This window comes from Nocardioides speluncae (assembly GCF_003121585.1).
Lineage (GTDB): Bacteria > Actinomycetota > Actinomycetes > Propionibacteriales > Nocardioidaceae > Nocardioides > Nocardioides speluncae.
This window is the reverse complement of record NZ_QEOO01000028.1, coordinates 26,061-47,690: the sequence shown is the minus strand read 5'-3', so window position 1 is coordinate 47,690 and position 21,630 is coordinate 26,061. Positions and strand designations below refer to the sequence as shown.

Annotated in this window: 25 protein-coding genes; 13 read left to right on the top strand and 12 right to left on the bottom strand. The window is 70.1% G+C overall.

Annotated features, from left to right (window positions below; translation table 11 throughout):
- Positions 1–18 precede the first annotated feature (18 nt).
- The gene (locus DDV73_RS15710) at positions 19–636 is read right to left on the bottom strand and encodes a TetR/AcrR family transcriptional regulator (protein ID WP_240617314.1); all 618 of its coding nucleotides are present in this window, start codon (positions 634–636) and stop codon (positions 19–21) included.
- A gap of 92 nt (positions 637–728) precedes the next feature.
- Here DDV73_RS15710 and DDV73_RS15705 point away from each other — a divergent pair, with 92 nt between their 5' ends.
- Entirely contained in the window at positions 729–2,162 is a 1,434-nt protein-coding gene (locus DDV73_RS15705; protein ID WP_109508203.1) for an MFS transporter, read from the top strand.
- Positions 2,163–2,239: 77 nt separating this feature from the next.
- On the opposite strand, the gene DDV73_RS15700 is transcribed toward DDV73_RS15705, so the two are convergent.
- The 3 genes from DDV73_RS15700 to DDV73_RS15690 are packed head-to-tail and all read right to left on the bottom strand — an operon-like array spanning position 2,240 to position 4,774.
- Positions 2,240–2,908, bottom strand: coding sequence for a VOC family protein (locus tag DDV73_RS15700; RefSeq protein ID WP_109508202.1), 669 nt, complete (start codon positions 2,906–2,908; stop codon positions 2,240–2,242).
- A gap of 19 nt (positions 2,909–2,927) precedes the next feature.
- A complete protein-coding gene (locus DDV73_RS15695) occupies positions 2,928–3,158 on the bottom strand; it encodes an acyl-CoA carboxylase epsilon subunit (protein WP_109508201.1) in 231 nt (76 codons plus the stop codon).
- Positions 3,155–4,774 (bottom strand): acyl-CoA carboxylase subunit beta, encoded by a 1,620-nt coding sequence (locus DDV73_RS15690; protein ID WP_109508200.1) that lies wholly within the window; start codon positions 4,772–4,774, stop codon positions 3,155–3,157. Before DDV73_RS15690 ends, DDV73_RS15695 begins: the two co-directional genes overlap by 4 nt.
- 41 nt (positions 4,775–4,815) lie before the next feature.
- Between DDV73_RS15690 and DDV73_RS15685 the strand changes: the two genes are divergently transcribed.
- From DDV73_RS15685 to DDV73_RS15670, 4 genes are all read left to right on the top strand, one after another.
- Positions 4,816–5,631, top strand: coding sequence for a biotin--[acetyl-CoA-carboxylase] ligase (locus DDV73_RS15685; protein ID WP_240617313.1), 816 nt, complete (start codon positions 4,816–4,818; stop codon positions 5,629–5,631).
- 12 nt (positions 5,632–5,643) lie between these two features.
- Positions 5,644–6,156 (top strand): PH domain-containing protein, encoded by a 513-nt coding sequence (locus DDV73_RS15680; RefSeq protein ID WP_109508199.1) that lies wholly within the window; start codon positions 5,644–5,646, stop codon positions 6,154–6,156.
- Positions 6,146–7,117: an adenylate/guanylate cyclase domain-containing protein gene (locus DDV73_RS15675; RefSeq protein ID WP_109508198.1), complete on the top strand. Its 972-nt coding sequence runs from the start codon at positions 6,146–6,148 to the stop codon at positions 7,115–7,117. Before DDV73_RS15680 ends, DDV73_RS15675 begins: the two co-directional genes overlap by 11 nt.
- Before the next feature lie 98 nt (positions 7,118–7,215).
- Complete coding sequence (locus tag DDV73_RS15670) at positions 7,216–7,542, top strand: winged helix-turn-helix domain-containing protein (protein WP_109508197.1); 327 nt, start codon at positions 7,216–7,218, stop codon at positions 7,540–7,542.
- Between the two features lie 37 nt (positions 7,543–7,579).
- Here the strand turns inward: DDV73_RS15670 and DDV73_RS15665 are convergent, their stop codons facing one another.
- Positions 7,580–9,142, bottom strand: a complete 1,563-nt coding sequence (locus tag DDV73_RS15665) for a family 20 glycosylhydrolase (protein WP_109508196.1) — start codon at positions 9,140–9,142, stop codon at positions 7,580–7,582.
- A gap of 278 nt (positions 9,143–9,420) precedes the next feature.
- On the opposite strand from DDV73_RS15665, the gene DDV73_RS15660 reads away from it, so the two are divergent.
- Together DDV73_RS15660 and purE are read left to right on the top strand one after the other, a co-directional pair.
- The gene (locus DDV73_RS15660) at positions 9,421–10,578 is read left to right on the top strand and encodes a 5-(carboxyamino)imidazole ribonucleotide synthase (RefSeq protein WP_109508263.1); all 1,158 of its coding nucleotides are present in this window, start codon (positions 9,421–9,423) and stop codon (positions 10,576–10,578) included.
- A gap of 35 nt (positions 10,579–10,613) precedes the next feature.
- Positions 10,614–11,129: a 5-(carboxyamino)imidazole ribonucleotide mutase gene (purE, locus tag DDV73_RS15655; RefSeq protein WP_109508195.1), complete on the top strand. Its 516-nt coding sequence runs from the start codon at positions 10,614–10,616 to the stop codon at positions 11,127–11,129.
- A gap of 34 nt (positions 11,130–11,163) precedes the next feature.
- On the opposite strand, the gene DDV73_RS15650 is transcribed toward purE, so the two are convergent.
- Genes DDV73_RS15650 through DDV73_RS15635 form a run of 4 tightly spaced genes read right to left on the bottom strand, consistent with a single transcriptional unit; the run spans position 11,164 to position 12,808 of the window.
- Complete coding sequence (locus DDV73_RS15650; RefSeq protein ID WP_240617312.1) at positions 11,164–11,655, bottom strand: RNA 2'-phosphotransferase; 492 nt, start codon at positions 11,653–11,655, stop codon at positions 11,164–11,166.
- A gap of 4 nt (positions 11,656–11,659) precedes the next feature.
- The gene (gene arfB / locus DDV73_RS15645; RefSeq protein ID WP_109508194.1) at positions 11,660–12,103 is read right to left on the bottom strand and encodes an alternative ribosome rescue aminoacyl-tRNA hydrolase ArfB; all 444 of its coding nucleotides are present in this window, start codon (positions 12,101–12,103) and stop codon (positions 11,660–11,662) included.
- On the bottom strand, positions 12,100–12,507 hold the full coding sequence (locus DDV73_RS15640) for a CoA-binding protein (RefSeq protein ID WP_240617311.1): 408 nt from the start codon (positions 12,505–12,507) through the stop codon (positions 12,100–12,102). The genes arfB and DDV73_RS15640 overlap by 4 nt, the downstream gene beginning before the upstream one ends.
- Positions 12,500–12,808, bottom strand: coding sequence for a hypothetical protein (locus DDV73_RS15635; RefSeq protein WP_109508193.1), 309 nt, complete (start codon positions 12,806–12,808; stop codon positions 12,500–12,502). Before DDV73_RS15635 ends, DDV73_RS15640 begins: the two co-directional genes overlap by 8 nt.
- Before the next feature lie 75 nt (positions 12,809–12,883).
- On the opposite strand from DDV73_RS15635, the gene DDV73_RS15630 reads away from it, so the two are divergent.
- Entirely contained in the window at positions 12,884–14,056 is a 1,173-nt protein-coding gene (locus DDV73_RS15630) for an acyl-CoA dehydrogenase family protein (RefSeq protein ID WP_109508192.1), read from the top strand.
- A 98-nt stretch (positions 14,057–14,154) separates the two neighbouring features.
- Here DDV73_RS15630 and DDV73_RS15625 read toward each other — a convergent pair whose 3' ends face one another.
- A complete protein-coding gene (locus DDV73_RS15625; RefSeq protein ID WP_109508191.1) occupies positions 14,155–14,442 on the bottom strand; it encodes a GIY-YIG nuclease family protein in 288 nt (95 codons plus the stop codon).
- Between the two features lie 200 nt (positions 14,443–14,642).
- A complete protein-coding gene (locus tag DDV73_RS15620; protein WP_109508190.1) occupies positions 14,643–15,938 on the bottom strand; it encodes an LCP family protein in 1,296 nt (431 codons plus the stop codon).
- A 24-nt stretch (positions 15,939–15,962) separates the two neighbouring features.
- Here DDV73_RS15620 and DDV73_RS15615 point away from each other — a divergent pair, with 24 nt between their 5' ends.
- Together DDV73_RS15615 and DDV73_RS15610 are read left to right on the top strand one after the other, a co-directional pair.
- Positions 15,963–16,466, top strand: a complete 504-nt coding sequence (locus tag DDV73_RS15615; protein ID WP_109508189.1) for an acyl-CoA thioesterase — start codon at positions 15,963–15,965, stop codon at positions 16,464–16,466.
- Positions 16,467–16,612: 146 nt separating this feature from the next.
- The gene (locus tag DDV73_RS15610; RefSeq protein WP_154402777.1) at positions 16,613–17,116 is read left to right on the top strand and encodes a hemerythrin domain-containing protein; all 504 of its coding nucleotides are present in this window, start codon (positions 16,613–16,615) and stop codon (positions 17,114–17,116) included.
- Here the strand turns inward: DDV73_RS15610 and DDV73_RS27995 are convergent.
- Complete coding sequence (locus DDV73_RS27995) at positions 17,113–18,042, bottom strand: alpha/beta hydrolase (protein ID WP_154402776.1); 930 nt, start codon at positions 18,040–18,042, stop codon at positions 17,113–17,115. The genes DDV73_RS15610 and DDV73_RS27995 overlap by 4 nt on opposite strands.
- A gap of 234 nt (positions 18,043–18,276) precedes the next feature.
- Here DDV73_RS27995 and DDV73_RS15600 point away from each other — a divergent pair, with 234 nt between their 5' ends.
- The 3 genes from DDV73_RS15600 to DDV73_RS15590 all read left to right on the top strand — a co-directional run bounded on the left by DDV73_RS15600 (position 18,277) and on the right by DDV73_RS15590 (position 21,601).
- A complete protein-coding gene (locus DDV73_RS15600; RefSeq protein WP_240617310.1) occupies positions 18,277–19,617 on the top strand; it encodes an LCP family protein in 1,341 nt (446 codons plus the stop codon).
- A 92-nt stretch (positions 19,618–19,709) separates the two neighbouring features.
- Positions 19,710–20,660: a glycosyltransferase family 2 protein gene (locus DDV73_RS15595; RefSeq protein ID WP_240617309.1), complete on the top strand. Its 951-nt coding sequence runs from the start codon at positions 19,710–19,712 to the stop codon at positions 20,658–20,660.
- Positions 20,657–21,601 carry a glycosyltransferase family 2 protein gene (locus DDV73_RS15590; RefSeq protein ID WP_109508185.1) on the top strand — a complete coding sequence of 315 codons (945 nt, stop codon included), beginning with the start codon at positions 20,657–20,659 and terminating at the stop codon, positions 21,599–21,601. The genes DDV73_RS15595 and DDV73_RS15590 overlap by 4 nt, the downstream gene beginning before the upstream one ends.
- The last annotated feature ends 29 nt before the right edge of the window (positions 21,602–21,630 follow it).

The following is a 21,630-nucleotide window of genomic DNA, read 5'->3' as shown; positions in this document are numbered from 1 at the left end:
TCAGCCTAGGTGGTCGAGTCAGCGGGGCGGGCTGACCACTGCCATCGCCTCACCGAACGCGCACTCGGTGAGTGCCGCGAGCGCCGGTGACTCGTCGAGATGCTCCGCGGCGCCCATCGCGAGCATGATGTTCATCAGCATGCCCTGGGCGATGAAGTCCCTGGCCGCCTCGGCCGAGCAGCCGGTACTGGTGACGATCGTGAAGATCTCCGACATGCAGCCGCGGGCCGCCGCCCCGATCTCCGGGACGCTGCCGGCCGAGAAGCCGTGCATCATCACCAGCAGGAAGTCGCGGTCGGCCAGTAGGTCGGTGTAGGCGTTGCCGAGCCGCGTCCAGTCGTCCTCGCTGTCGGGGTCGAACTGACCGTCGTCGAGTACGGCGCGGAACGCGGCCGCGATCTTGCCCACGGCCCGCCGGTAGACCTCGAGGAAGAGGTCGAGCTTGGTGCCGAAGATGCGCACGACGTACGGCTGGGAGACGCCGGCCTCGCGCGCCACCGCGTCGGTGCTGGTGCCGGCGAAGCCGGTGCGTGCGAAGGCGCGGGTCGCCGCCTCCAGCACCAGCTCGCGGCGCTCGCCGGCGCCCATCCGGGTGACCGGTGCGGCTGCTGCTTCTGCTGACTTCGTGGGCGCCATGGTTGACAGATTATCACTTGATTACTTAGCCTTCCATATAAGTAATCATTCAATGCCTTCTTAGTTGCGAACTCGACTTCCAGGAGCACACCGTGAGCACACTCAGCGTCGACCGCCCGGTCGACCCGATCCCCGAGGGACCGGCCGTTCGCGGCCGCAAGGTCCCTGTTTGGGTGGCGATCGTCGCCACCTCGCTGCCGATGTTCATGGCCACGTTGGACAACCTCGTGATGACGAGTGCCCTGCCCGTGGTCCAGGCCGACCTGAACGCGAACGTCAGCCAGCTGCAGTGGTTCCTCAACGCCTACACGCTGGCCTTCGCGACGTTCATGCTGCCGGCTGCGACGCTGGGAGACCGGCTCGGCCGCCGCCGGGTGATGCTCGCGGGCATCGCCGTCTTCACCGCGGCGTCGATCGCGGCCGCCCTGAGCTCGTCGGCCGAGGCGCTGATCGCGGCCCGCGCCGTTCAGGGGCTGGGTGCCGCGGCGATCATGCCGCTGTCGCTGACCCTGCTGGCCGCGGCCGTGCCGACCCAGATGCGCGCCGCCGCGATCGGCATCTGGGGCGGCGTCTCCGGGCTCGGCGTGGCGCTCGGCCCGGTGGTCGGTGGCGCGGTCGTCGAGGGTGTCAGCTGGCAGGCGATCTTCTGGCTGAACGTGCCGGTCGCCGTCGTCGCCGTGCCGCTGATGATCTGGGCGGTGCGCGAGTCGAAGGGCGTCCGCCGCCCGCTCGACATCGTCGGCACCTTCCTGCTGGGCGGTGCCGTCTTCCTCGGCATCTGGGGCATCGTCCACGGCAACGAGGACGGCTGGAGCTCGATCGGCGTTGTCGGTTCGATGGTCGTCGCGGCGCTGCTGCTGCCGGCGTACGTCGTGCACGCCCGGGGTCGTGAGCACGCAACGCTGCCGCTGCGCCTGTTCCGCTCGCGCGGGTTCTCGGTCGCCAACGTGATCGGCCTGATGTTCACCCTCGGCATGTTCGGCGCGGTGTTCCTGCTGTCGCAGTACCTGCAGGTCGTGCAGGGCTACACGCCGCTGGAGGCTGGCATCCGCACCCTGCCGTGGACCGCGGCGCCGATGGTCGTGGCCCCGCTAGCGGGCGCACTGGCGCCTCGCACCGGCTTGCGGGCCCTGCTGCTGACCGGTCTGGTCATGCAGGCCGCGGCGCTGGTGTGGATGGCTGCGGTCGCCGAGTCCGCGGGCACGTACGGCGAGTTCGTGCCGGGCCTGATCCTGGCCGGCGTCGGGATGGGTCTGACCTTCGCGCCCAGCGCCACCGCCGTACTCGACGGCCTTCCGGACGACGACTTCGCGATGGCCAGCTCCGCCAACTCGACCGTTCGTGAGTTCGGCGTCGCCCTCGGCGTGGCCGTGCTGGTTGCGGTGTTCCTTGAGAACGGCGGTCAGATCTCGCCGACCGGGTACGACGGCGCCGTCGGCCCCGCGCTGCTCACCGGTGCCGCCGCGGTCGCGGTCGCCGTGGTCGCCGCGATCTTCGCTCCCGGTCGGGCGCGGGCGAGCAGCTGACCCGGTGACGCCGCTTGAACGACCGTTCGTTCATAACCTTCGTTTGAACGAACGGTCGTTCAACGCGGAAGGCGGGCCTACGGAAGGGTGCCTTCAGACAGGGTGATCTCCGGCGCGGCCGCGGACAGGTCGAGGTTGCCGAGGCCGAGCAGCTCGTACGCCGCGCGCACCCGCTCCGGGTGCGCGACGGCCAGCCGGATCCCGGTTACCGACGGCGCGTCCGCCGCGGCGGCCGGGATCCGGTCCGCACGAGGTGTGAGGTCCTCCATGAGCGTGGGCAGGTCCAGGTCGGCCGCGCCGGCGAGCCACCAGCGGACCGGCCGGCCGTCGGGCGTGGTTCGCGACATCGCGTTCGGGGCGTCGTACTCGAAGCCGGCGGCGCGCAGGGCCGTGACCGCACCGTCCAGGTCGGCCACCCGCCACACCACCCGCGCCGGGCCGCTCGCCCGGCCCATCGCATCGACGAAGGGTCGCCGCACCGGGGGCTGCTTCGCGGCGAACCGCGGCCAGAGCGGCGTCCGGGCCAACAGCCGGATCGCGCGGCGCACCAGCCCGCTGCGGAACGCCAGCAGCTCGACATAGGTCTCGCCCGCCAGCGGCGCCAGGACGTTGTGGGTCGGCCCGTCATCGTGCTTGCCGCCGCCGCTGACCTCGAACCCCGCCGCCCGGAACTTCTGAGCCGCGCGGTCCAGGTCGGGTACGACGTACACCAGGTGGTCGAACTCCGCCTGGACCGCCGAGGTCACTGTGTCATCACCGGTGTCATCACCGGGGCAGCCCGCTCGACCGCCAGCCGCCGGCGCCGTGCGCGAAGGTCTGCCGGAACCGGCGGCGCGGTGCCGACCACTCCGGAGTACGCCGCGGCGTGGCCGCCGCGCTCGATGAGCCCAGCGCGGAGAACACCGCGACGACCGCCGCGACCTCCTCGGGCGTCGCGTCGGCGTTGACGATCCGCAGGACCGGCTTGCCCCCGTCGGTGCTCACAGCGTCACTCACAGCGGGATGTTCCCGTGCTTCTTCGGGGGCAAGGTCTCTCGCTTCGACTTCAGCAGCCGCAGGGCGCGGACGACCTCGACGCGGGTCTCGTGCGGCGCGATGACGGCGTCGACGTACCCGCGCTCGGCGGCGATGTAGGGGTTGGCCAGCGTGGTCTCGTAGTCGTCGACCAGCTCGGCGCGGCGGGCCTCGACGTCGCCGCCGGAGTCGGCGACGGCGGCGAGCTCGCGGCGGTAGACGATGTTCGCCGCGCCCTGAGCGCCCATCACCGCGATCTGCGCGGTCGGCCAGGCGATGTTGATGTCGGCGCCGAGGTGCTTGGAGCCCATCACGTCGTACGCACCGCCGTACGCCTTGCGGGTGATGATCGTGACCAGCGGGACCGTCGCCTCGGCGTACGCGTAGATCAGCTTCGCGCCGCGGCGGATGATGCCGTTCCACTCCTGGTCGGTGCCGGGCAGGAAGCCGGGCACGTCGACGAAGGTCAGCACCGGCACGTTGAACGCGTCGCAGGTGCGCACGAAGCGCGCGGCCTTCTCGGACGCGTCGATGTCGAGGGTGCCGGCGAACTGCATCGGCTGGTTGGCGACCACGCCCACCGGCCGGCCCTCGACCCGGCCGAAGCCGACCAGGATGTTCGGCGCGAACAGCGGCTGGACCTCGAGGAACTCCTCGTCGTCGAGCACCGCCTCGATCACGGTGTGCATGTCGTAGGGCTGGTTGGGCGAGTCCGGGATCAGCGTGTCGAGCGTCCGGTCCAGGTCGCTGAACTCAAGCGACGCCTCCTCGTCGTACGCCGGCGGCTCGTCGAGGTTGTTCGCAGGCAGGTAGGACAGCAGCGCCTTGACGTACTCGATCGCGTCTTCCTCGTCGGCACCCATGTAGTGGGCGTTGCCGGACTTGGTGTTGTGCGTGCGGGCGCCGCCGAGCTCTTCCATCGTGACGTCCTCGCCGGTGACGGTCTTGATCACGTCGGGGCCGGTGATGAACATGTTGGAGGTGCCGTCGACCATCACCGTGAAGTCGGTGACGGCGGGGGAGTAGACGTGGCCGCCGGCGCAGGAGCCCATGATCAGCGAGATCTGCGGGATCACGCCGGACGCGTGCACGTTGCGGCGGAAGATCTCGCCGTACAGGCCGAGCGAGACCACGCCCTCCTGGATCCGGGCACCGGCGCCTTCGTTGATGCCGACGATCGGGCAGCCGGTCTTGATCGCGAGGTCCATGACCTTGGTGATCTTCTCGCCGTACACCTCGCCCAGCGAGCCGCCGAAGACCGTGAAGTCCTGGGAGAACACGCAGACCTGGCGGCCGTCGACCGTGCCGTAGCCGGTGACCACGCCGTCGCCGTACGGGCGGTTCTTCTCCAGCCCGAAGGCGGTCGACCGATGCCGGGCGAGCTCGTCGAGCTCCACGAACGAGCCTTCGTCGAAGAGCATCTCGATCCGCTCGCGCGCGGTCTTGCGGCCCTTGGCGTGCTGCTTCTCGATGGCCTTCGCCGAACCGGCGTGCACCGCCTCGTCGAGCCGCCGCTCCAGGTCGGCCAGCTTGCCGGCCGTGGTGTGTACGTCGATCTCAGCCGGGACCTCGGTCCCCTCGCCAGGTTGTGCGCTCACGCCTCTAGCCTCCTCAGTCGTCGTGGGTCAATCTAGTGCCCGTGACCGATGCGCTGCCCAGCCGCCCACCGCTCGACCCGGCTCGTCTGACCGCAACCGAGCTCGGCTCGCTGTGGTCGGAGATCACCGTGGTGACCGAGGCCACATCGACCAACGCCCTGGTGGCCGAGCGGGCTCGCGCCGGGGCGCCCGCCGGCCTGGTGATCGCCGCCGAGCATCAGACCGCCGGCCGCGGCCGCCTGGACCGGACCTGGGAGACCCCGCCCCAGGCCGCGCTGACCTTCTCCTTCCTGGTGCGGCCGGCTCCGCTGCCGCCGGGGCGCTGGCCCTGGCTGCCGCTGTTGGCCGGGTACGCCGTCCACCAGGCGCTGCGCGGGGTCGCGCCGACCCGCCTGAAGTGGCCCAACGACGTACTCGTCGACGACCGGAAGCTCGCCGGGATCCTGGTCGAGCTGGTCGACACCGACGCCGGCCAGGCCGCGGTGGTCGGCATCGGCCTCAACGTGTCGGCCACCCAGGACGAGCTGCCGGTGCCGACCGCGACCTCGCTGGCCCTCGCGACCGGCACCGCCCCCGACCGGACCGAGCTGCTGCGCGGGCTGCTCGCGACCTTCGCCCACGAGTACGCCGCCTGGGCGGGCGCCGACGGCAACCCCGACGCGGGCCTGCGGCCGGCGTACCGTCAGGCCTGCGCGACCCTCGGTACCGACGTCCGCGTCGACCTGCCGTCGGGGGAGCAGCTGACCGGGCGGGCGACCGACGTCGACGAGTCCGGACGGCTCGCCGTCGAGACGGCCGACGGCACGGTCTCGGTCGGCGCCGGTGACGTGGTTCACGTGCGGGCCGCCGATCAGTGACATGATCTGAGCGTGGCCTTTCCGAATAAGCTCCTGAACCAGGGCGAGTACGTCGTGGTGTCCACCCGGACCCACCCGAAAGCCCTGATGCTTCCTCTGATCGTGCTGGTGCTGGCCCTGGCCGCCGCGGTCTACGTCGGCACGATCGGCGACGGCACCGGCGCCGACGTCCTGCACATCGCCGCCTGGGTGGTCGCAGCGGCGGCGATCGTCTGGTGGGTGCTGCGGCCGTTCGTGGTCTGGTTCACCACCACCTACACGTTCACCAACCGGCGGTTCATGAAGCGCTCCGGCTTCGTGGCGAAGGAGGGCCGCACGATCCCGCTCAACCGGATCAGCGGCGTCGACTTCGAGATCGGCATCATCGACCGGCTGTTCGGCTGCGGCACCCTCGTGGTCACCGACGCGAGCGCCGACGGCCGCGTCGAGCTCCACGACATCCCGCGCGTCGAGAAGGTCCAGCTGAAGGTGGCCGAGGAGCTCCACAAGCTGTCGGAGCGCCGGCACGCCGACGATGGAACCTGACGAGGACGCCAGTCCGGAAGCGCTCGAGACGGCGATCCTGGGCGAGCAGCCGACGCTGACTGCCGCGGAGGTCGCCCGTGAGGGTGGCACGTCGCTGGACCAGGCCCGGCGGCTCTGGCGGGCGCTCGGCTTCCCGGAGTACGACGACGAGTCGGCGTTCACCAGTGCCGACGTCGAGGCGCTGACCCAGCTGCGGACATACGTCGACTCGGGACTGCTGGACTTCGACACCGCGATCACGATGACCCGCGGCCTCGGACAGACCATGGCCCGGCTCGCCGACTGGCAGGTCGCCGCGCTGCTGCCGCTGCTCGCCCCGGCCGACGGCAGCGGCCGGATCGCGGCCGCGCTGGAGCGGATCGAGCTGGAACGGCAGTTCGAGTTCCTGCTGGTCTACGCCTGGCGCCGGCACCTTGCCGCTGCGGTGGCCCGGGCCGAGCCGATGACGGCCAACGGCGACACCGACGAGCAGGCCCACACCGAGCTCACGGTCGGCTTCGCGGACCTGGTCAGCTTCACCGCGCTGTCCAACCAGATCGACGAGAGCCGCCTCGGCGACCTCGTGGAGGTCTTCGAGTCGCGCTGCCACGACGTGGTCGCCGCGCACCGCGGCCGGGTGGTGAAGTCACTGGGCGACTCGGTGCTGTTCGTGGTCGACGACCCGGTCCGCGCCCTCGACATCGCCGACGCGATCATCGCGGTGATCGGGCGCGACACCCGGATGCCCGACGTCCGTCTCGGGCTGGCCAGCGGCGCGGTGGTGATGCGGATGGGCGACGTGTTCGGCCCGCCGGTCAACCTTGCGTCCCGGCTCACCTCGGTCGCGCGCCGCAACCGGGTGATCATCGATGACGCCACCGCCGCGATGCTGCCGGCTAGTAGGTTCGAGACCCGCAAGCTCCCGGCCCGGCCGATCCGCGGCTTCGGGCTGGTCGAACCCATCGCCGTACGTCGCCACTAGGAAATTCCCCCGCGACATCCGCGACATTCGCCGCGCTCGGAAAGCAAAGTTTCCGCATTCCCCGAACGCCGGGGCCAGTCTCTTCTTACGGTGTGCAAGTGCTGGAAGTTCAGGACGTGAGGGTGGACACGGCGGATCGCCGGGTTTGGCGGAGGGGCCAAGAAGTCAACCTGTCACGCAAAGAGTTCGACCTACTGGTCACCCTCATCGGCCGTCCGGGCGAGATCGTCAGCCGGGACGAGCTGATGCGCGAGGTATGGCACACGACGTTCTGGACGTCCTCCAAGACGATCGACGTGCACCTGGGCTGGTTGCGCCGCAAGCTCGGCGACGACACCCGCCACCCGACCCTGATCACCACGATCCGCGGCAAGGGACTGCGCTTCGAGACCGCGGCGCCGCAGAGCCTGGCCAGCGGCAGCTAGTCCCTCTCCCGGCTAGCTGCCGCTGCCGCTTGCGCAGCTAGCTCGGCGCCGACCCAACGGCGCCGATCATGTAGGCGAACTGGAACCAGAACGGCGGGCTGACCGACCGCCAGGTGTGCTGCGCCATCACCCGCAGCTTGTCGTAGACCGCCGACCCGAGCTGGTCCTCGGTCTGGATTGCCTCGTCGCACCACAGCTTCAGCATCGAGCCGAGGTTGTGCGCGTTCTCGGCCGGCGTGAGCGTGGAGCTGTCGACGGTGATGCTCGGGTCCCACGTCTCGTACATCACGCCCGCCGGGACGTTGAACGGCGCCGCCCAGCCGCCGGCGGTGTGATGCGTCGGCGTGAACGGCGCGTTCTGGATCGTGTAGCCCATCGCGATCAGCTGCTGCGGGGTGTACGCCGGGCCCCACCACGGCGGCGGGCCGCTGAGCGACCAGTGCCCGATGATGATGTTCTTGTCGACGGTGACGGTTCCGTCGCCGCCCCACATCCCGTCGTTGTGGGCGCGCGCCTGCTTGCCGGCGGCGCGCACGATCGCGTTGGCCCAGTTGAAGTAGCCGTAGTAGGTGTCCTTCGGCTTGGCGTTCGCGCCGTACTTCTGCTTCGCGTACTCGCCCAGCTGCGGGTACGCCGCGTAGTCGGTGATGTACTCGTCGGCACCGATGTGCCAGTACCTGCCCGGGAACAGCGGCAGGGCCTCGGTGATCAGGTCCTTCATCAGCGTGTACGCCGCGGGCTTGGACAGGTCGATGTTGCTCTTGTGGGCGACGCCGTCCTTGTTGATCAGCTTGAGCTCGGGATGCGCGGCCAGGATCGGGTCGGAGTGGCCGGGGAAGTCGAGCTCCGGGATCACCTCGACGTGGTACCTCGCGGCGTACGCCACCAGGTCGGTGATCTGGGCGCGCGTGTAGTGCTGGGCGGACACGATCTCCGGGTGCTTCGGGCTCTCCAGCCGGTAGCCGGTGAAGTCGTTGAGGTGCAGGTGGAGCTGGTTCATCTTGAGGTAGGACATGTCGCGGATGTGCCTCTTCAGCCACCCGATCGTGAAGTACTTGCGGCCGACGTCGACCATGAACGACCGCTCGCGGTAGAGCGGCCAGTCGACCGCCGTTCCGCCCGGCACGCTGCGGTTCTGCTTGACCACCTGGAGCAGGGTCCGGGTGCCGAGGAAGACGCCCTGGTCGGTGTTTCCGGTGATCCGGAGGACCGGAGCCGACACCAGGCGGTAGCCCTCGTCGCCGCCCTCGGTGGTGCCGAGGTCCAGCACGATGTCGCCGGTGCGCGCGGCCCCCTTCGTGGTCGGCACGGTGAGGCCGGTCAGCGATCTGAGGTCCGCTGCGAGCTGGGTCGCGGTGGACTGGAGCGCGGGCTTCGCGACCACGATCCGGGCGCCGTCCGCGAACCGGTAGCCCGTGCTCGACTTCGCCCAGCTCCGCACCCGCGGGATCGTGAGCGGGGAGTCGGCATTGCCGGGGAGCTCGGCCGCCGCAGCGGACGGCGCGGTGGCGGGTGCGGTCGCGGGTGTCGCGGAGGCCGCAGCAGCGACCGCCGTACCGCAGAGACCGAGGGTGATCAGCAGGCAGATGAGTCGTCGCATGGCGGCCGTCCGTTTCGCCGAGTGTTTGTTTGTGCGCGATTAGGCTCAGAAGTATGCAAGAAAGTCCTTGCGTTCGACAAGAACCTGTTCTACTGATGGACACGACTGTGGTCATGCTTGGGAGTTCTTCGAGGGCATGAGTGGTCAGGGTGCGTGCAGCGCAAGGCGTCGGAGGGAGGCGGGCCGGTGGCCCGTCGACCGACGACAACGCAGCGACGTGCGTGCCCGGGCCGCTCAGGCCCCGACGAACTCCCAAGCATGACCACTACGCTGTGCGGGTGCCAGACCAAGCCCCGACTCTCGCCATCATCGGCGCCGGTCAGCTCGCCCGGATGATGGCGCCGCCGGCCAACACGCTCGGCCTTCCGCTGCGGCTGCTCGCCGAGGCCGAGGATGCCTCGGCCGCGCAGGTGATCCCCGACCATCTGGTCGGCGACTACCGCGACCTGCCGACGCTGCTGAAGGTCACCGACGGCTGTGCGGTCGTCACCTTCGACCACGAGCACGTCCCCACCGAGCACCTGCACGCGCTCGAGGACGCCGGGGTGGCGGTCCGGCCTGGCCCCGAAGCGCTGGTGCACGCCCAGGACAAGGCCGTGATGCGGTCCCGACTGACCGCGATCGGCGTGCCCTGCCCGCGGCATGCGGTCGTGACTACGCCCGCCGAGGTGGCCGCGTTCGGGTTCCCGGCGGTGCTGAAGACGACCCGGGGCGGGTACGACGGCAAGGGCGTGTGGGTGGTCCGCTCGGAAGCTGATTGTGAGGAGGCTTTCGACGCGGCCATCGCGACCGGCGTCCAGATCCTGGCCGAGGAGCTGGTCGACTTCCGGCGCGAGCTCTCCGCGCTGGTGGCGCGCTCGCCGAGCGGCCAGGCCGCGGCGTACCCCGTCGTCGAGACCACCCAGGTCGACGGGATCTGCCGCGAGGTAATCGCCCCTGCACCCGACCTCGTGCCCGAGCTGGCAGGCGACGCACAGGCGATCGCGCTGAAGATCGCGGGCGAGCTCGGCGTGACCGGCGTACTCGCGGTGGAGCTGTTCGAGACCACCGACGGCCGGGTGCTGGTCAACGAGCTCGCGATGCGTCCCCACAACACCGGCCACTGGACCCAGGACGGCGCGGTCACCTCGCAGTTCGAGAACCACCTGCGCGCCGTCTTGGATCTGCCGCTCGGCTCGCCCGAGCCACGGGCTCGGTGGACGGTGATGGTCAACATCCTCGGCGGCGACCCCGCGGCCGGTCACCTGTACGACGGTTTCCCGCACGCGCTGGCGCGGGACCCCGAGCTGCGGGTGCACCTCTACGGCAAGCAGATCCGGCCCGGCCGCAAGGTCGGCCACGTCAACGCGTACGGCGACGACCTCGACGACTGCCTCGAACGCGCGCGGCACGCGGCGGCCTGGTTCGCCGGCGAGCTCGGCGACGAGAGTGAGTGAGTCGTCATGCCGGGGGCGCTACTAGGCTCCGGTTCATGAGTGCACGCGTGGGAATTGTGATGGGGTCCGACTCCGACTGGCCGGTGATGAAGGCGGCGGGCGAGATCCTGGCCGAGCTCGGTGTCGAGTACGAGGCCGACGTGGTCTCCGCGCACCGGATGCCACAGGAGATGCTCGACTACGGCAAGGAGGCCGCCGGCCGCGGGCTGTCGGTGATCATCGCCGGCGCCGGCGGCGCGGCTGCGCTGCCCGGCATGGTCGCCTCCGTTACGCCGCTGCCGGTGATCGGCGTACCCGTGCCGCTGAAGTACCTCGACGGCATGGACTCGCTGCTCTCGATCGTGCAGATGCCCGGCGGCATCCCCGTCGCCACCGTCGCCATCGGCAACGCCAAGAACGCCGGCATCCTCGCCGCACGGATCCTGGCCACCTCCGACTCCGAGCTCCAGAAGAAGCTGGTCGACTACCAGGAGTCCCTCGGCGACCTGGCGCGCGAGAAGGGCGCGAAGGTCAGAGAAGCCTCAGCCGGCCCTCGGAAGGTCGGCTTCTAGATCACGCTGAGGTACGCCGGCGGGACCGACGCGGTCAGCCAGACGCCGTTCTCGCTGACGCGGAAGGTGTGGCCGTCGGCGTGCATCCTCTCGGCCGCGACCTCAAGGATGACCGGCGCACCCGCCGCGCGCCGACCCTGCGGGCGGTCTCGGTCGAGGCCGACAGGTGTACGTCGTGCCGACGCATCGGGCGCAGGCCCTCGTTCATGATCGCGGGCAGTACCATCGCGACGGTTCCGTGGAACAGCACCGCCGGCGGCACGGCGACCGCGAGATCCAGCTCGACGGCGATGCTGTGGCCCTGGTTGGCGCGGATCCGGTCGCCGTCCGCGGACAGCGCGAACCGCTGCTTGTCGTTGGTCGCCACCACCTCGTCCAGCTGATCTCTGGTGAGCTCCAACGCGGTGAGCAGGTCGGTCACGTCGACCCACCCCGCCCGGTCGAGCCTCAGCCCGAACCGCTCCGGTGCGTGTCGCAAGGCCAACGACATCCGCTTGGAGATCTTGACCCGCTCGTCGCTGCGCACGGGCTCATTCTCCACGGACCCGGCCGCGCAGGGCCTTGGTCTGGCCGCGCCGCTTCTTGGCGTCGACCCGCCGGCGTCGCGCTGCTTTCGAGGGCTTGGTCGGCACCCGCGGGGGCGGTGGGGGAGCGAGCGCGCCGCGCAGGATCTCGACCAGCCGCTCACGGGCGGCGGCGCGGTTGCGCAGTTGGGAGCGGCGCTCGGAGGCGACCACGGAGATGGCGCCCTCGCCGAGTCGGCTCACGATCCGGCGGCGCTGATCGTCGGTGAACGCCGTCGACGTGGCCGGCGTGAACAGCAGCTCGACCCGGCTGTCGGTGGTGTTGACCGACTGGCCGCCAGGGCCGGCCGACCGCGAGAACCGCTCGACGAGCTCGGTCGCCGGGATGGTGGCGCCCGACGGCAGGCCAGGGCCGGGCGGCACGGCCAGGTCGCGACCCGGTTCGGTCAACGCTTGCCCCACTCGATGGCCGGACAGGTGTCCATCACCATCGGCACGCCCGCCTCCGCCGTACGCCGGAACGCGTCCTCGTCGATCACGCCGAGCTGGAACCAGACGGCCTTGGCGTCGACCGCGACCGCCTGGTCGGCGAACTCGCCGGCCGCGTCGGACCGGCGGAACACGTCGACCACGTCGATCGGGAACGGCACGTCGGCCAGCGTCGGGTAGCCCTGTTCGCCCAGCACCACGGGTGCGTTCGGGTGGATCGGCACGATCTGCTTGCCGCGCCGCTGCAGCATGTCGGCGATGCGGTACGCCGTCCGGCTCGGGTCGCCGGACAGGCCCACGATCGCCCACACCTTCAGGTCGTCGAGCATCAGGTCGACGTACTCCTGCTTCTGCCAGTCACTCACGCTTCAACGCTAGCCGGATGTCCGGCCACGGCGGACGGCGTACCAGCGCGAGGGTGCTGAATGCCGCGGCGACCATGCCGATCGCCCCGCCCATCAGCGCGATTCGGGTGTGATCCACTGCGGGGTGCCAGGTGGTCTTGCCATCGCGCAGCACGAAGACGCCGACCGGACGGGCCGAGGTCACGCCGACGCGGGAGACCGGGACGATCGTGGTGCCGTCCGCGGTGACGTACGGCTCGCCGTACACGCGCCGGCTGAGCTCGTGAGCCGGCAGGCGGTCGAGGCGGTCGGGCAGCTTCATGGCTCCTCGCTGGTGTGACAACGCCCACGGGAACGAAGGCGCAACCGCAGGCTACCCGGAAGTACGATGCGCACTATGTCTTCCGAGTTCCCTCTCTACGCGATCTCCGAGGAGCACCAGGCCGTTCGTGAGGCCGTGCGTGCCCTGTCCGACGCCAAGATCGCGCCGTTCGCGGCCGACGTCGACGAGAACGCCCGCTACCCGCGCGAGGCTGCCGACGCCCTGCTCGCCGCCGACTTCCACGCGCCGCACGTGCCGGAGGAGTACGGCGGGGCCGGCGCCGACGCGCTGGCCACGGTGATCGTGATCGAGGAGATCGCCCGCGCCTGTGTCTCGTCGTCGCTGATCCCGGCGGTCAACAAGCTGGGCTCGCTGCCGGTGCAGATCTCGGGCTCGGAGGACTTGAAGAAGAAGTACCTCGGCGCGCTGGCGCGCGGCGAGGGCGGGTTCTCATACTGCCTGTCGGAGCCGGACGCCGGCTCCGACGCCGCCGGCATGAAGACCCGCGCGGTCCGTGATGGCGACGGCTGGATCCTCAACGGCGTGAAGCGCTGGATCACCAACGCCGGCGAGTCGGCGTTCTACACCACGATGGCGGTCACCGACCCCGAGAAGCGCTCGCGTGGCATCTCGGCGTTCGTCGTCGAGGCCACCGACGAGGGCCTCTCCTTCGGTGCCCCGGAGAAGAAGCTCGGCATCAAGGGCTCGCCGACCCGCGAGGTCTACTACGACAACGTGCGGATCCCCGGCGACCGGATCATCGGCGAGGAGGGCACCGGCTTCGAGACCGCGATGAAGACCCTCGACCACACCCGGGTCACCATCGCCGCCCAGGCCGTCGGCGTCGCCCAGGGCGCTCTTGACTACGCGCTCGGGTATGCGCAGGAGCGGCAGCAGTTCGGCAAGCCGATCTCGGACTTCCAGGGCCTGCAGTTCCTGCTCGCCGACATGGGCATGAAGGTCGAGGCCGCCCGTCAGATGACCTACGCCGCCGCCGGCCGCTCCGAGCGCGGCGACAAGGACCTGACGTTCTTTGGCGCCGCCGCCAAGGCCTTCGCCTCCGACGTCGCCATGGAGGTCACGACGGACGCAGTGCAGGTGCTGGGCGGCTACGGCTACACCCGCGACTACCCCGTCGAGCGGATGATGCGCGACGCCAAGATCACCCAGATCTACGAAGGCACCAACCAGGTCCAGCGCATAGTCATCGCCCGCCAACTCCTCTCCGGTATCCAGTCCCAGCTCTGAGCCTCACGCCGCCGGTTGAGGGACCCCGCCGGTTGAGAACCGCCGCTGGTTGAGGAGGTTGCGCAGCAACCGTCTCGAAACCAAGGCGCTCGGTAGCGTCAGGGCGACCGCCACGCGCGGCTAGCCAGGGGCGGCAGATCTTGTAGGCGACCTTCGATCAGTGCGAGGCGCTTGGCGCGACTCCAGCCCTGTACCTGCTTCTCGACCGCGAACGCATCGCTCACTCGCTCGTACTCGGCGCTCCATGCGAGGCGAACGGGTCGGCGGCGCCTTGTGTACGACGCGCCGAGGCCCTCGTTGTGCTCCCAGACGCGTCGCTCGATGTCGGTCGTGCTGCCGACATAGAACGAGCCGTCGGAGCACTCCAGCAGGTACGCCCATGCCATGGCGCCAAGCCTCTCGACATGGCGCGACCAAACCAAGGTCGATGTGCGTGCCTGTGGATGACCCGGAGACCGGTGCGGAGCGTGCCTTGGTTTCGAGACGGTTGCTGCGCAACCTCCTCAACCGGCGGCAACCGGCAACTTCTCAACTGGCGGCAACCGGCGGTTCGTCAACCGGCGGCCGGCAACCGTCCACCTGCGGCCTACGGGCCGGTGACCAGGCCGGACTTGTTGCAGAGCTTGCCGATCTTGTCGGTCTCGTCGTTCTGGATGTACTCGAACATCTGCTTGGAGCGCTTCTCGTCCCAGTTGACGGCGAGGTCGGCGATGGGGACGCCGCAGGTCATGCCGTTGTCGCCGTCGAGGCGGGTCATCGCCAGGGCGAAGCCGGCGAGCTTCGTAGGCCCGGTGTTCTCGTCGGTGGTGATGAAGTCGGTGGCCGCCATGTTGAGCTTCCAGTAGCGGATCGGATTCACCACTGACCAGGGTGAGACCGCCTTCTTGCCAACCGCCGAGACCACCTCACGCTGGTGCTCGGCGCGCTCGATGTCGCCGGTGGCGAACTTCCGGGAGCGGGCGTAGCCGAGCGCGGTGACGCCGTCGGCCTCCTGGCAGCCCTTCTTGATGTCGAGGTTGGCCTTCGGGTCCTTCATCGCCTTCTTCGGGCAGATCTCGACCCCACCGACCGCGTCGACCAGGCCGACGAAGCCGCCGAGCCCGATCTCGACGTAGTGGTCGACCCGGATGCCGGTGTTCTGCTCGATGGTCTGGACGACAAGCTCCGGGCCGCCCTTGCCGTAGGCACCGTTGATCTTGCTCTTGCCTTCGGACCCCGGGATGTTGACCAGCGAGTCGCGTGGGATCGACATCAGCAGGTTGGGGCCGTCGCCGGTGTGCAGCAGCATGATCGTGTCGGTCAGCTCCGAGGACGGGTTGCCGGTGCCGAGCTCGTCACGCTCCTCCTTGGTCAGGCCCTGGCGGCTGTCGCTGCCGACGATGAGGTACGTCGTACCGGGCTGGTCGCCGGGGCGCTCACCGCTCGGCTCGGCGTCCACCTTGTCGACCGACCGCCAGGCCCAAAACGGGGTCGCGATGAGGAACACCAGCCACAGCAGGAGCAGCAGCATCACCCAGCGGACCGGCCGGAACCGGATCCGGGGCCGGCGGGGCAGCGGCAGGCCGGGCCCTGGGCCGTGACCCGGTGCGGTCGGCGGCGGGGGCGGCTGGCGGTACGGCGTCTGCCCGGGCGGCGGCTGCGGCGGCTGCGGCGGGGGCGGCGGCTGGTTATAAGGCTGCTGCTGCACCGGCAGCACCTGGGTTCGGTCCGGGGGCGGCGGAGCGGGCGCCGCGGGCTGCGTCGGCTGGTCCGGGGAGCCCCAGCCGGGGAAGATCTCGGTGGCCTCGGAGTCGGGGGAGGCGGGCTCCCGCTGACCGTAGAGCCAGTTGTACTCGGGGGTACCCTCAGCGGGGGTGCCGTTGCCCCGGGGACGATCTGCCATGGCGAAGACGCTACCGTGCCGCCCATGAGCACCGACCGCGCGCTGTCTCCGGCGTACGCTCGCGTGTCGCTCGCCCTGGTGGCGCACACCAACGAAGCCAACCTGCTCGGCAACGTCCACGGCGGCGAGATCATGAAGCTCGCCGACTCCACCGCGGGCGCGGTCGCACAGCGCCACAGCGGCGGCCCGGCGGTCACCGCGCAGATGGACGACATGGCGTTCCTGCACCCGGTCCAGGTCGGCGACATCATCCGCACCATGGCCCAGGTCAACTGGGCAGGCCGGACCTCGATGGAGATCGGGGTACGGGTCGAGGCGCAGCCTTGGAACGACGCCGCCAGCGAGCCGCGGCACGTCGCCTCGGCGTACTTCGTCTTCGTCGCCATCGACGAGCACGGCAAGCCTCGCGAGGTGCCACCGCTGGCTCCCGAGACGCCCGACGAGGTACGCCGGCACCGCGAGGCCGAGATCAGGCGGGCACACAGGCTTGCCCGAAAGGCCGAGATCGAGGCCGGGCGCACCCACTGACCGCGGACTAGCCTCGACGCCATGGCGATCGATTCGATGAACAAGGCGATCCACGCAGCTTTCCGCCGTGACTTCCAGCGGCTCGAGGACGTCCTCGGGTCCGTGCCGGACGGCGACAAGGAGCGCGCGGCCGGCCTGAACCGGGCGTGGCAGCACCTGTCCCACCACTGCACGAGCACCACGGTCACGAGGAGGAGATGTTCCACCCGATCCTGCGCAAGGTCGGCGTCGACGGCGCGCTGCTGGACGCGATGGACTCCGAGCACGCTGCGATGCAGGCCGCCGACAAGGAGATCACCGCGGCCCTCTCGACGTACGCCGCCAGCGCATCGGCAGCGCACGCGGCCGCCGCGCAGGAGACGGTACGGCGCGGGCGCCAGGTGGTGATCAGCCACCTGGACCACGAGGAGGCCGAGCTGGAGCCGGCGTCCAAACCGCACTTCGAGAACCCGGAGTGGCAGCAGGCGGAGAGCAAGCTGAAGAAGCAGTCACCGGCCGTGCTCGGCCAGTTCTTCGCCTGGCTCCAGGACGGCGGCGACGCGGAGGCGCACGCCTTCGTGAGGCAGACGATTCCGGGACCGGTGCTGAAGATCCTCACCGCGGCCTTCGGCCGCGGCTACCGCAAGAACATCGCGCCCGTCTGGCGCTAGGACCCGAGGCAGAAGTCCACGGCCCGGTCGGCCCACTCGGCCCAGTCGGGCGGGTAGATGTGCGGCAGGTCCGCCACCTCGTCCAGCTCGGCAGCGATTCCGGCCGCGGCGAGCGCGTCGTGCGCGGCCCGCTGGTTGGCAAGCGTCATCGGGTCGGCCTCGCCGCCGATCGAGAAGACCGGCACGCTGCCCGGGCCGACGACCGCGTCGGGTGGACAGGCACCGACGACCGCGATCACGCCGCGGATCTCGGGGAACGCGCCCTCGGCAGCCAGGGTCATCGCGGTGGCCGCGCCCTGCGAGCCGCCGGCCAGCAGCAACGGCAGACCGGGCGCCGCGGCCCGGGCCCGCTCGACCGCCACGGCGACGTCGCGGCGGGCCAGGCCCGGGTCGTCCCAGCCGGGCGCGCCGTCAGAGTTGAGGTACGTCGACTCCGGCACGAACGAGGCGACCCCGGGCGCCTCGGCCCAGATCCCGGCCGTCTCCTCCGCGGTCACGCCGTACATGTGCAGCGCGACGACCGCGGCCCGAGGCTCGACGCCGGCATACTCACGCACGCTCGCGGTCGCCGCCGCGGCTGCCGCGAGCGCCTGGTCGGAGCGCGCGGCCATGGCCGTGACCGCGTCTTGGTAGCCGGGCTCGGCCGCCAGCTGCTCGAACTCCGGTTCGGTGAGCCTCTCCCGCGACCACCAGCCGCCGGCCCCAACGGTGGCCCGCACCTCGGCAACCGCCTCCTGGGTGCGGCCGAGCAGGGTCAGGACCATGGTGCGGAGGTAGGCGTGGTTGTGCCGGCGTTCGGGGTACGCCGCGATCATCTCGTCGAGCACCGAGAGCGCGCCGTCAAGGTCTCCCTCGACGAAACGGCTGGTCAGCACGGAGGTCGCCCGCAGGCGGGCGTCGGACTGGCGATGGGAGATGGAGGTCACCCGCGCCATGCTGCCAGCCGCCCGGCGCGCCTTCCACCGCGTTACTGATGTGACTGGTGATACTAGATGGGCCTATTGAGCGCTCCGCTACTTCCCCAGCAGAGAGGCAGCAACTCGATGCCACCCGTCTCTTCCCCCGGGTGTGACGATCAGAGACGCCCCGCCGCACAGCCGCACGCCGTTCGCGAGCGGGCGGCCCGGGTGCGCTTCCGGCGTGCGATCACCCTGATGCTGATGACGTTGGTCCTGCCCGGCTCGGCACAGCTCGCCGCGGGCAACAAGACGATCGGCCGGATCGCGCTGCGGATCTGGGCCGGACTCGCGGGGCTCGTCGTACTCGTCGTCCTGATCACGCTCGCCTGGCACGGCTTCGCACTCTGGCTGGGCCTGAACGCGACGCTCCTCTCGCTGATCCGGATCACGCTGATGATCCTGGCGGTCGCGTGGGCGGCACTCTTCTTCGACGCATGGCGGCTCGGCGAGCCGCTCACACTGCGGCAGGGACAGCGGCTCACGGTGGTGGGGGTCAACGGCGTGCTCTGCCTGTCGGTCGCGGGGACGCTGCTGTTCGGCGCGCACGTGGTCGGCGTACAGCGGGACTTCATCGTCACCACCTTCGGCAGTGGCAAGGTCAGCGACGCCGAGGACGGCCGCTACAACGTGCTGCTGCTCGGCGGCGACTCCGGCAAGGGCCGCTGGGGCCTGCGCCCAGACTCACTGACTGTCGCCAGCATCGACGCCGAGACCGGCAAGACGGTGCTGGTCGGGCTGCCGCGCAACATGGCGAACTTCGAGTTCGCCGACGGCTCGGTCATGGACGAGCAGTTCCCGGACGGGTTCGACTGCGACGGCTGCCTCCTGAACGGCGTCAGCACCTGGGCGCTGGACAACAAAGAGCTGTTCGGCGACTCCAAGACTCCCGGCATCGACGCGACGGTCAGCGCGGTCGAGGGGATCACCGACCTGAAGATCAGCTACTGGGCGATGGTGAACCTCGAGGGCTTCAAGGAGCTCGTGGACGCGGTCGGCGGGGTGACGCTCAATGTGCGCGACAAGATCCCGGTCGGCCTGCCGCACGAGGACTTCTTCCACTACATCGAGCCCGGCAAGAAGAAGCTCAACGGCTTCGACGCGCTCTGGTTCGCGCGTGCCCGCGAGGGCTCCGACGACTACTCGCGGATGGCCCGTCAGAAGTGCGTGATGAACGCGCTGCTGACCCAGGTCAGCCCGCAGACCGCGGTCCGCAACTTCGAGAAGATCATGAAGGCGACCAGCGGCATGCTCTCCACGAACCTGCCCGCCAGCGAGCTCGCGAGGTTCATCGACCTCGCCGGCAAGGCCAAGGAGCAGAAGATGTCCACGGTCTCCCTGGTCCCGCCCACGATCAACACCGCCGACCCGGACATCGACAAGATCCACGACATGGTCGAGGACGCGATCGACCGGGCCGAGGGCAAGAAGGACGAGAAGGCCAAGCCCAAGAAGAAGCCGAAGAGCACCACCGGTGGGTCGATCGGCTCGCGCGACGAGGGGTACGCCGCCAACCAGGCCGACGACCTCGGCGCCGCCTGCTGACGCCGTGACACGAACCGTGTCAAAACGGGACGGGTGAGCGGTCTCTGGGTGTCAACATGAGCCGGGTGGACGGGACCCGTATGGTGTACGCCGTGACCCCCCCGGACCACGGAGCCGAGCGCTCCCGTGTCGTCGCCGTTGTCGTCACCTTCAACCGGTTGGCGCTACTCCAGCGACTGCTTGACGCACTCCGTGACGTGACGCGACTCGACGAGATCCTGGTCGTCGACAACGCCTCGACCGACGGCACCACCGAGTGGCTGGCGTCGCGGCCGTGGGACCGGCTGGTCGAGACCAAGGTGCCGGTCCACGTCGAGCACCTCGGCCGCAACACCGGCGGCGCGGGCGGCTTCCACGCCGGGCTGGAGACGGCGCTGGAGCGCGGGGCCGACCTCGCCTGGCTGATGGACGACGACGGGCTCCCGCAGCCGGACTGCCTAGACCTGCTGCTCAAGGAGGACGACCTCGACTTCTGGGGACCGCTGGTCGTCGACGAGGCCGACCCGGGCCGGCTGGTCTTCCCGATCCGGCTGCCCGGCGGCACCCGGGTCGTCTACGACCTCGCGGACGCCGAGGCGGCCGCCAAGGGCGGCCGGATCGACGAGATCGTGATCCCGTTCAACGGCGTGCTGGTCACCTCCGAGCTGGTCAAACAGATCGGGCTGCCGCGCGAGGAGTTCTTCATCTGGGGCGACGACCACGAGTACCGGCTGCGCGCGGAGAAGGCCGGCGCCCGGGTCGCCACCATCGTCGGCGCCCAGGTGCACCACCCGTCGATCGGTGCGCTCGGTACGCCGATGATGTTCGGCAAGACGACGTACAACCACTCGCCGTCCGACCTCAAGCACTACTGCATGGCCCGCAACAACCTGGTCAACCTGCGCGAGTACCGCGGCCCGTTGCACGCGGCCGCCTTCGTGGTGAAGACGGTCTGGTTCTACGCCTTCACCAAGCCGAGTCCCGCCCGGATCCGGCTCAGTGCGCAGGCCATGGTGGCCGGGCTGCGCGGCGACTTCACCGGCCACCGGAGGTTCCTGAAGTGACCGAGCCCCAGCCGGAGTCCGTCGCCATCGTGGTGGTGACCTACAACCGGGCCGACCTGCTGAGCAAGATGCTCGACGGGCTGGCCGCGCTGACCCGCCCGGCCGACAAGATCTACGTCGTCAACAACGCCAGCTCGGACCACACCCGGCAGGTTCTCGACGAGCGCGACGACCTGCCGCTCACCGCGATCCACTCCGAGGAGAACCTCGGCGGTGCGGGCGGCTTCCACCTCGGCGTCCGGACGGCGTACGACGCGGGCCACGACCGGATCTGGCTGATGGACGACGACGTGGTCCCGGCGCCGGACTGCCTCACGATCATGCTCGACCACGACGGCCCGTGCCTGGCCGCGGTCCGTGAGGACAGCCGCGGCAACCTGGTGGAGAAGGCGGCCACCCACTTCGACCTGCGCAACCCGCTGGCGATCCGGCCCAAGCGCACCAGCGTGGAGACGGTCTACGGCACCCGCGAGGCGATGCCGGCCGAAGTGGGGATCCAGAACGCCGCGTTCGAGGGCTTCCTGGTCAAGCGCGAGGTGATCGACGCGATCGGCCTGCCGGACCCGTCGTACTTCATCTTCTACGACGACGTCGACTTCGTAGTCCGCGCGGCCCGGGCCGGCTTCCCGGCCCTGGCGCTGCGCGACGCCGTACTGGTCCGCCAGCTCGACTTCGACCAGCAGCACGCGCTCGACACCTGGAAGGGGTTCTACATGTACCGGAACCTCTTCGTCGTGCACTTCCGGTACGGCGAGAACGTCCTGGTCCGGTTCAAGCCGTACCTGATCACGCTCGCCGTGATCCTGCTCAGCCCACTCCGTGGCGGCCGCTCCGAGGCCGCTAACGTGTTCAAGGCAATCCGTTCCGCGCAGTCCATGAAGGTGCCCCCGCCGGCGAATCAGCGTTCTCGCCGAATCCCCTCTGACGGCCCGACTCCGTAGACTGGCCGCCGCCCACCCCCAACCAGGAG

Excerpts from the sequence above, each read along its gene's own strand:
- DDV73_RS15710 (WP_240617314.1), bottom strand. The coding sequence starts at position 636 with ATGGCGCCCACGAAGTCAGCAGAAGCAGCAGCCGCACCGGTCACCCGG.
- DDV73_RS15675 (WP_109508198.1), top strand. The coding sequence starts at position 6,146 with ATGGAACCTGACGAGGACGCCAGTCCGGAAGCGCTCGAGACGGCGATC.
- DDV73_RS15665 (WP_109508196.1), bottom strand. The coding sequence starts at position 9,142 with ATGCGACGACTCATCTGCCTGCTGATCACCCTCGGTCTCTGCGGTACG.
- purE (WP_109508195.1), top strand. The coding sequence starts at position 10,614 with ATGAGTGCACGCGTGGGAATTGTGATGGGGTCCGACTCCGACTGGCCG.
- DDV73_RS15635 (WP_109508193.1), bottom strand. The coding sequence starts at position 12,808 with ATGAAGCTGCCCGACCGCCTCGACCGCCTGCCGGCTCACGAGCTCAGC.
- DDV73_RS15630 (WP_109508192.1), top strand. The coding sequence starts at position 12,884 with ATGTCTTCCGAGTTCCCTCTCTACGCGATCTCCGAGGAGCACCAGGCC.
- DDV73_RS15625 (WP_109508191.1), bottom strand. The coding sequence starts at position 14,442 with ATGGCATGGGCGTACCTGCTGGAGTGCTCCGACGGCTCGTTCTATGTC.
- DDV73_RS15620 (WP_109508190.1), bottom strand. The coding sequence starts at position 15,938 with ATGGCAGATCGTCCCCGGGGCAACGGCACCCCCGCTGAGGGTACCCCC.
- DDV73_RS15615 (WP_109508189.1), top strand. The coding sequence starts at position 15,963 with ATGAGCACCGACCGCGCGCTGTCTCCGGCGTACGCTCGCGTGTCGCTC.
- DDV73_RS15600 (WP_240617310.1), top strand. The coding sequence starts at position 18,277 with ATGACGTTGGTCCTGCCCGGCTCGGCACAGCTCGCCGCGGGCAACAAG.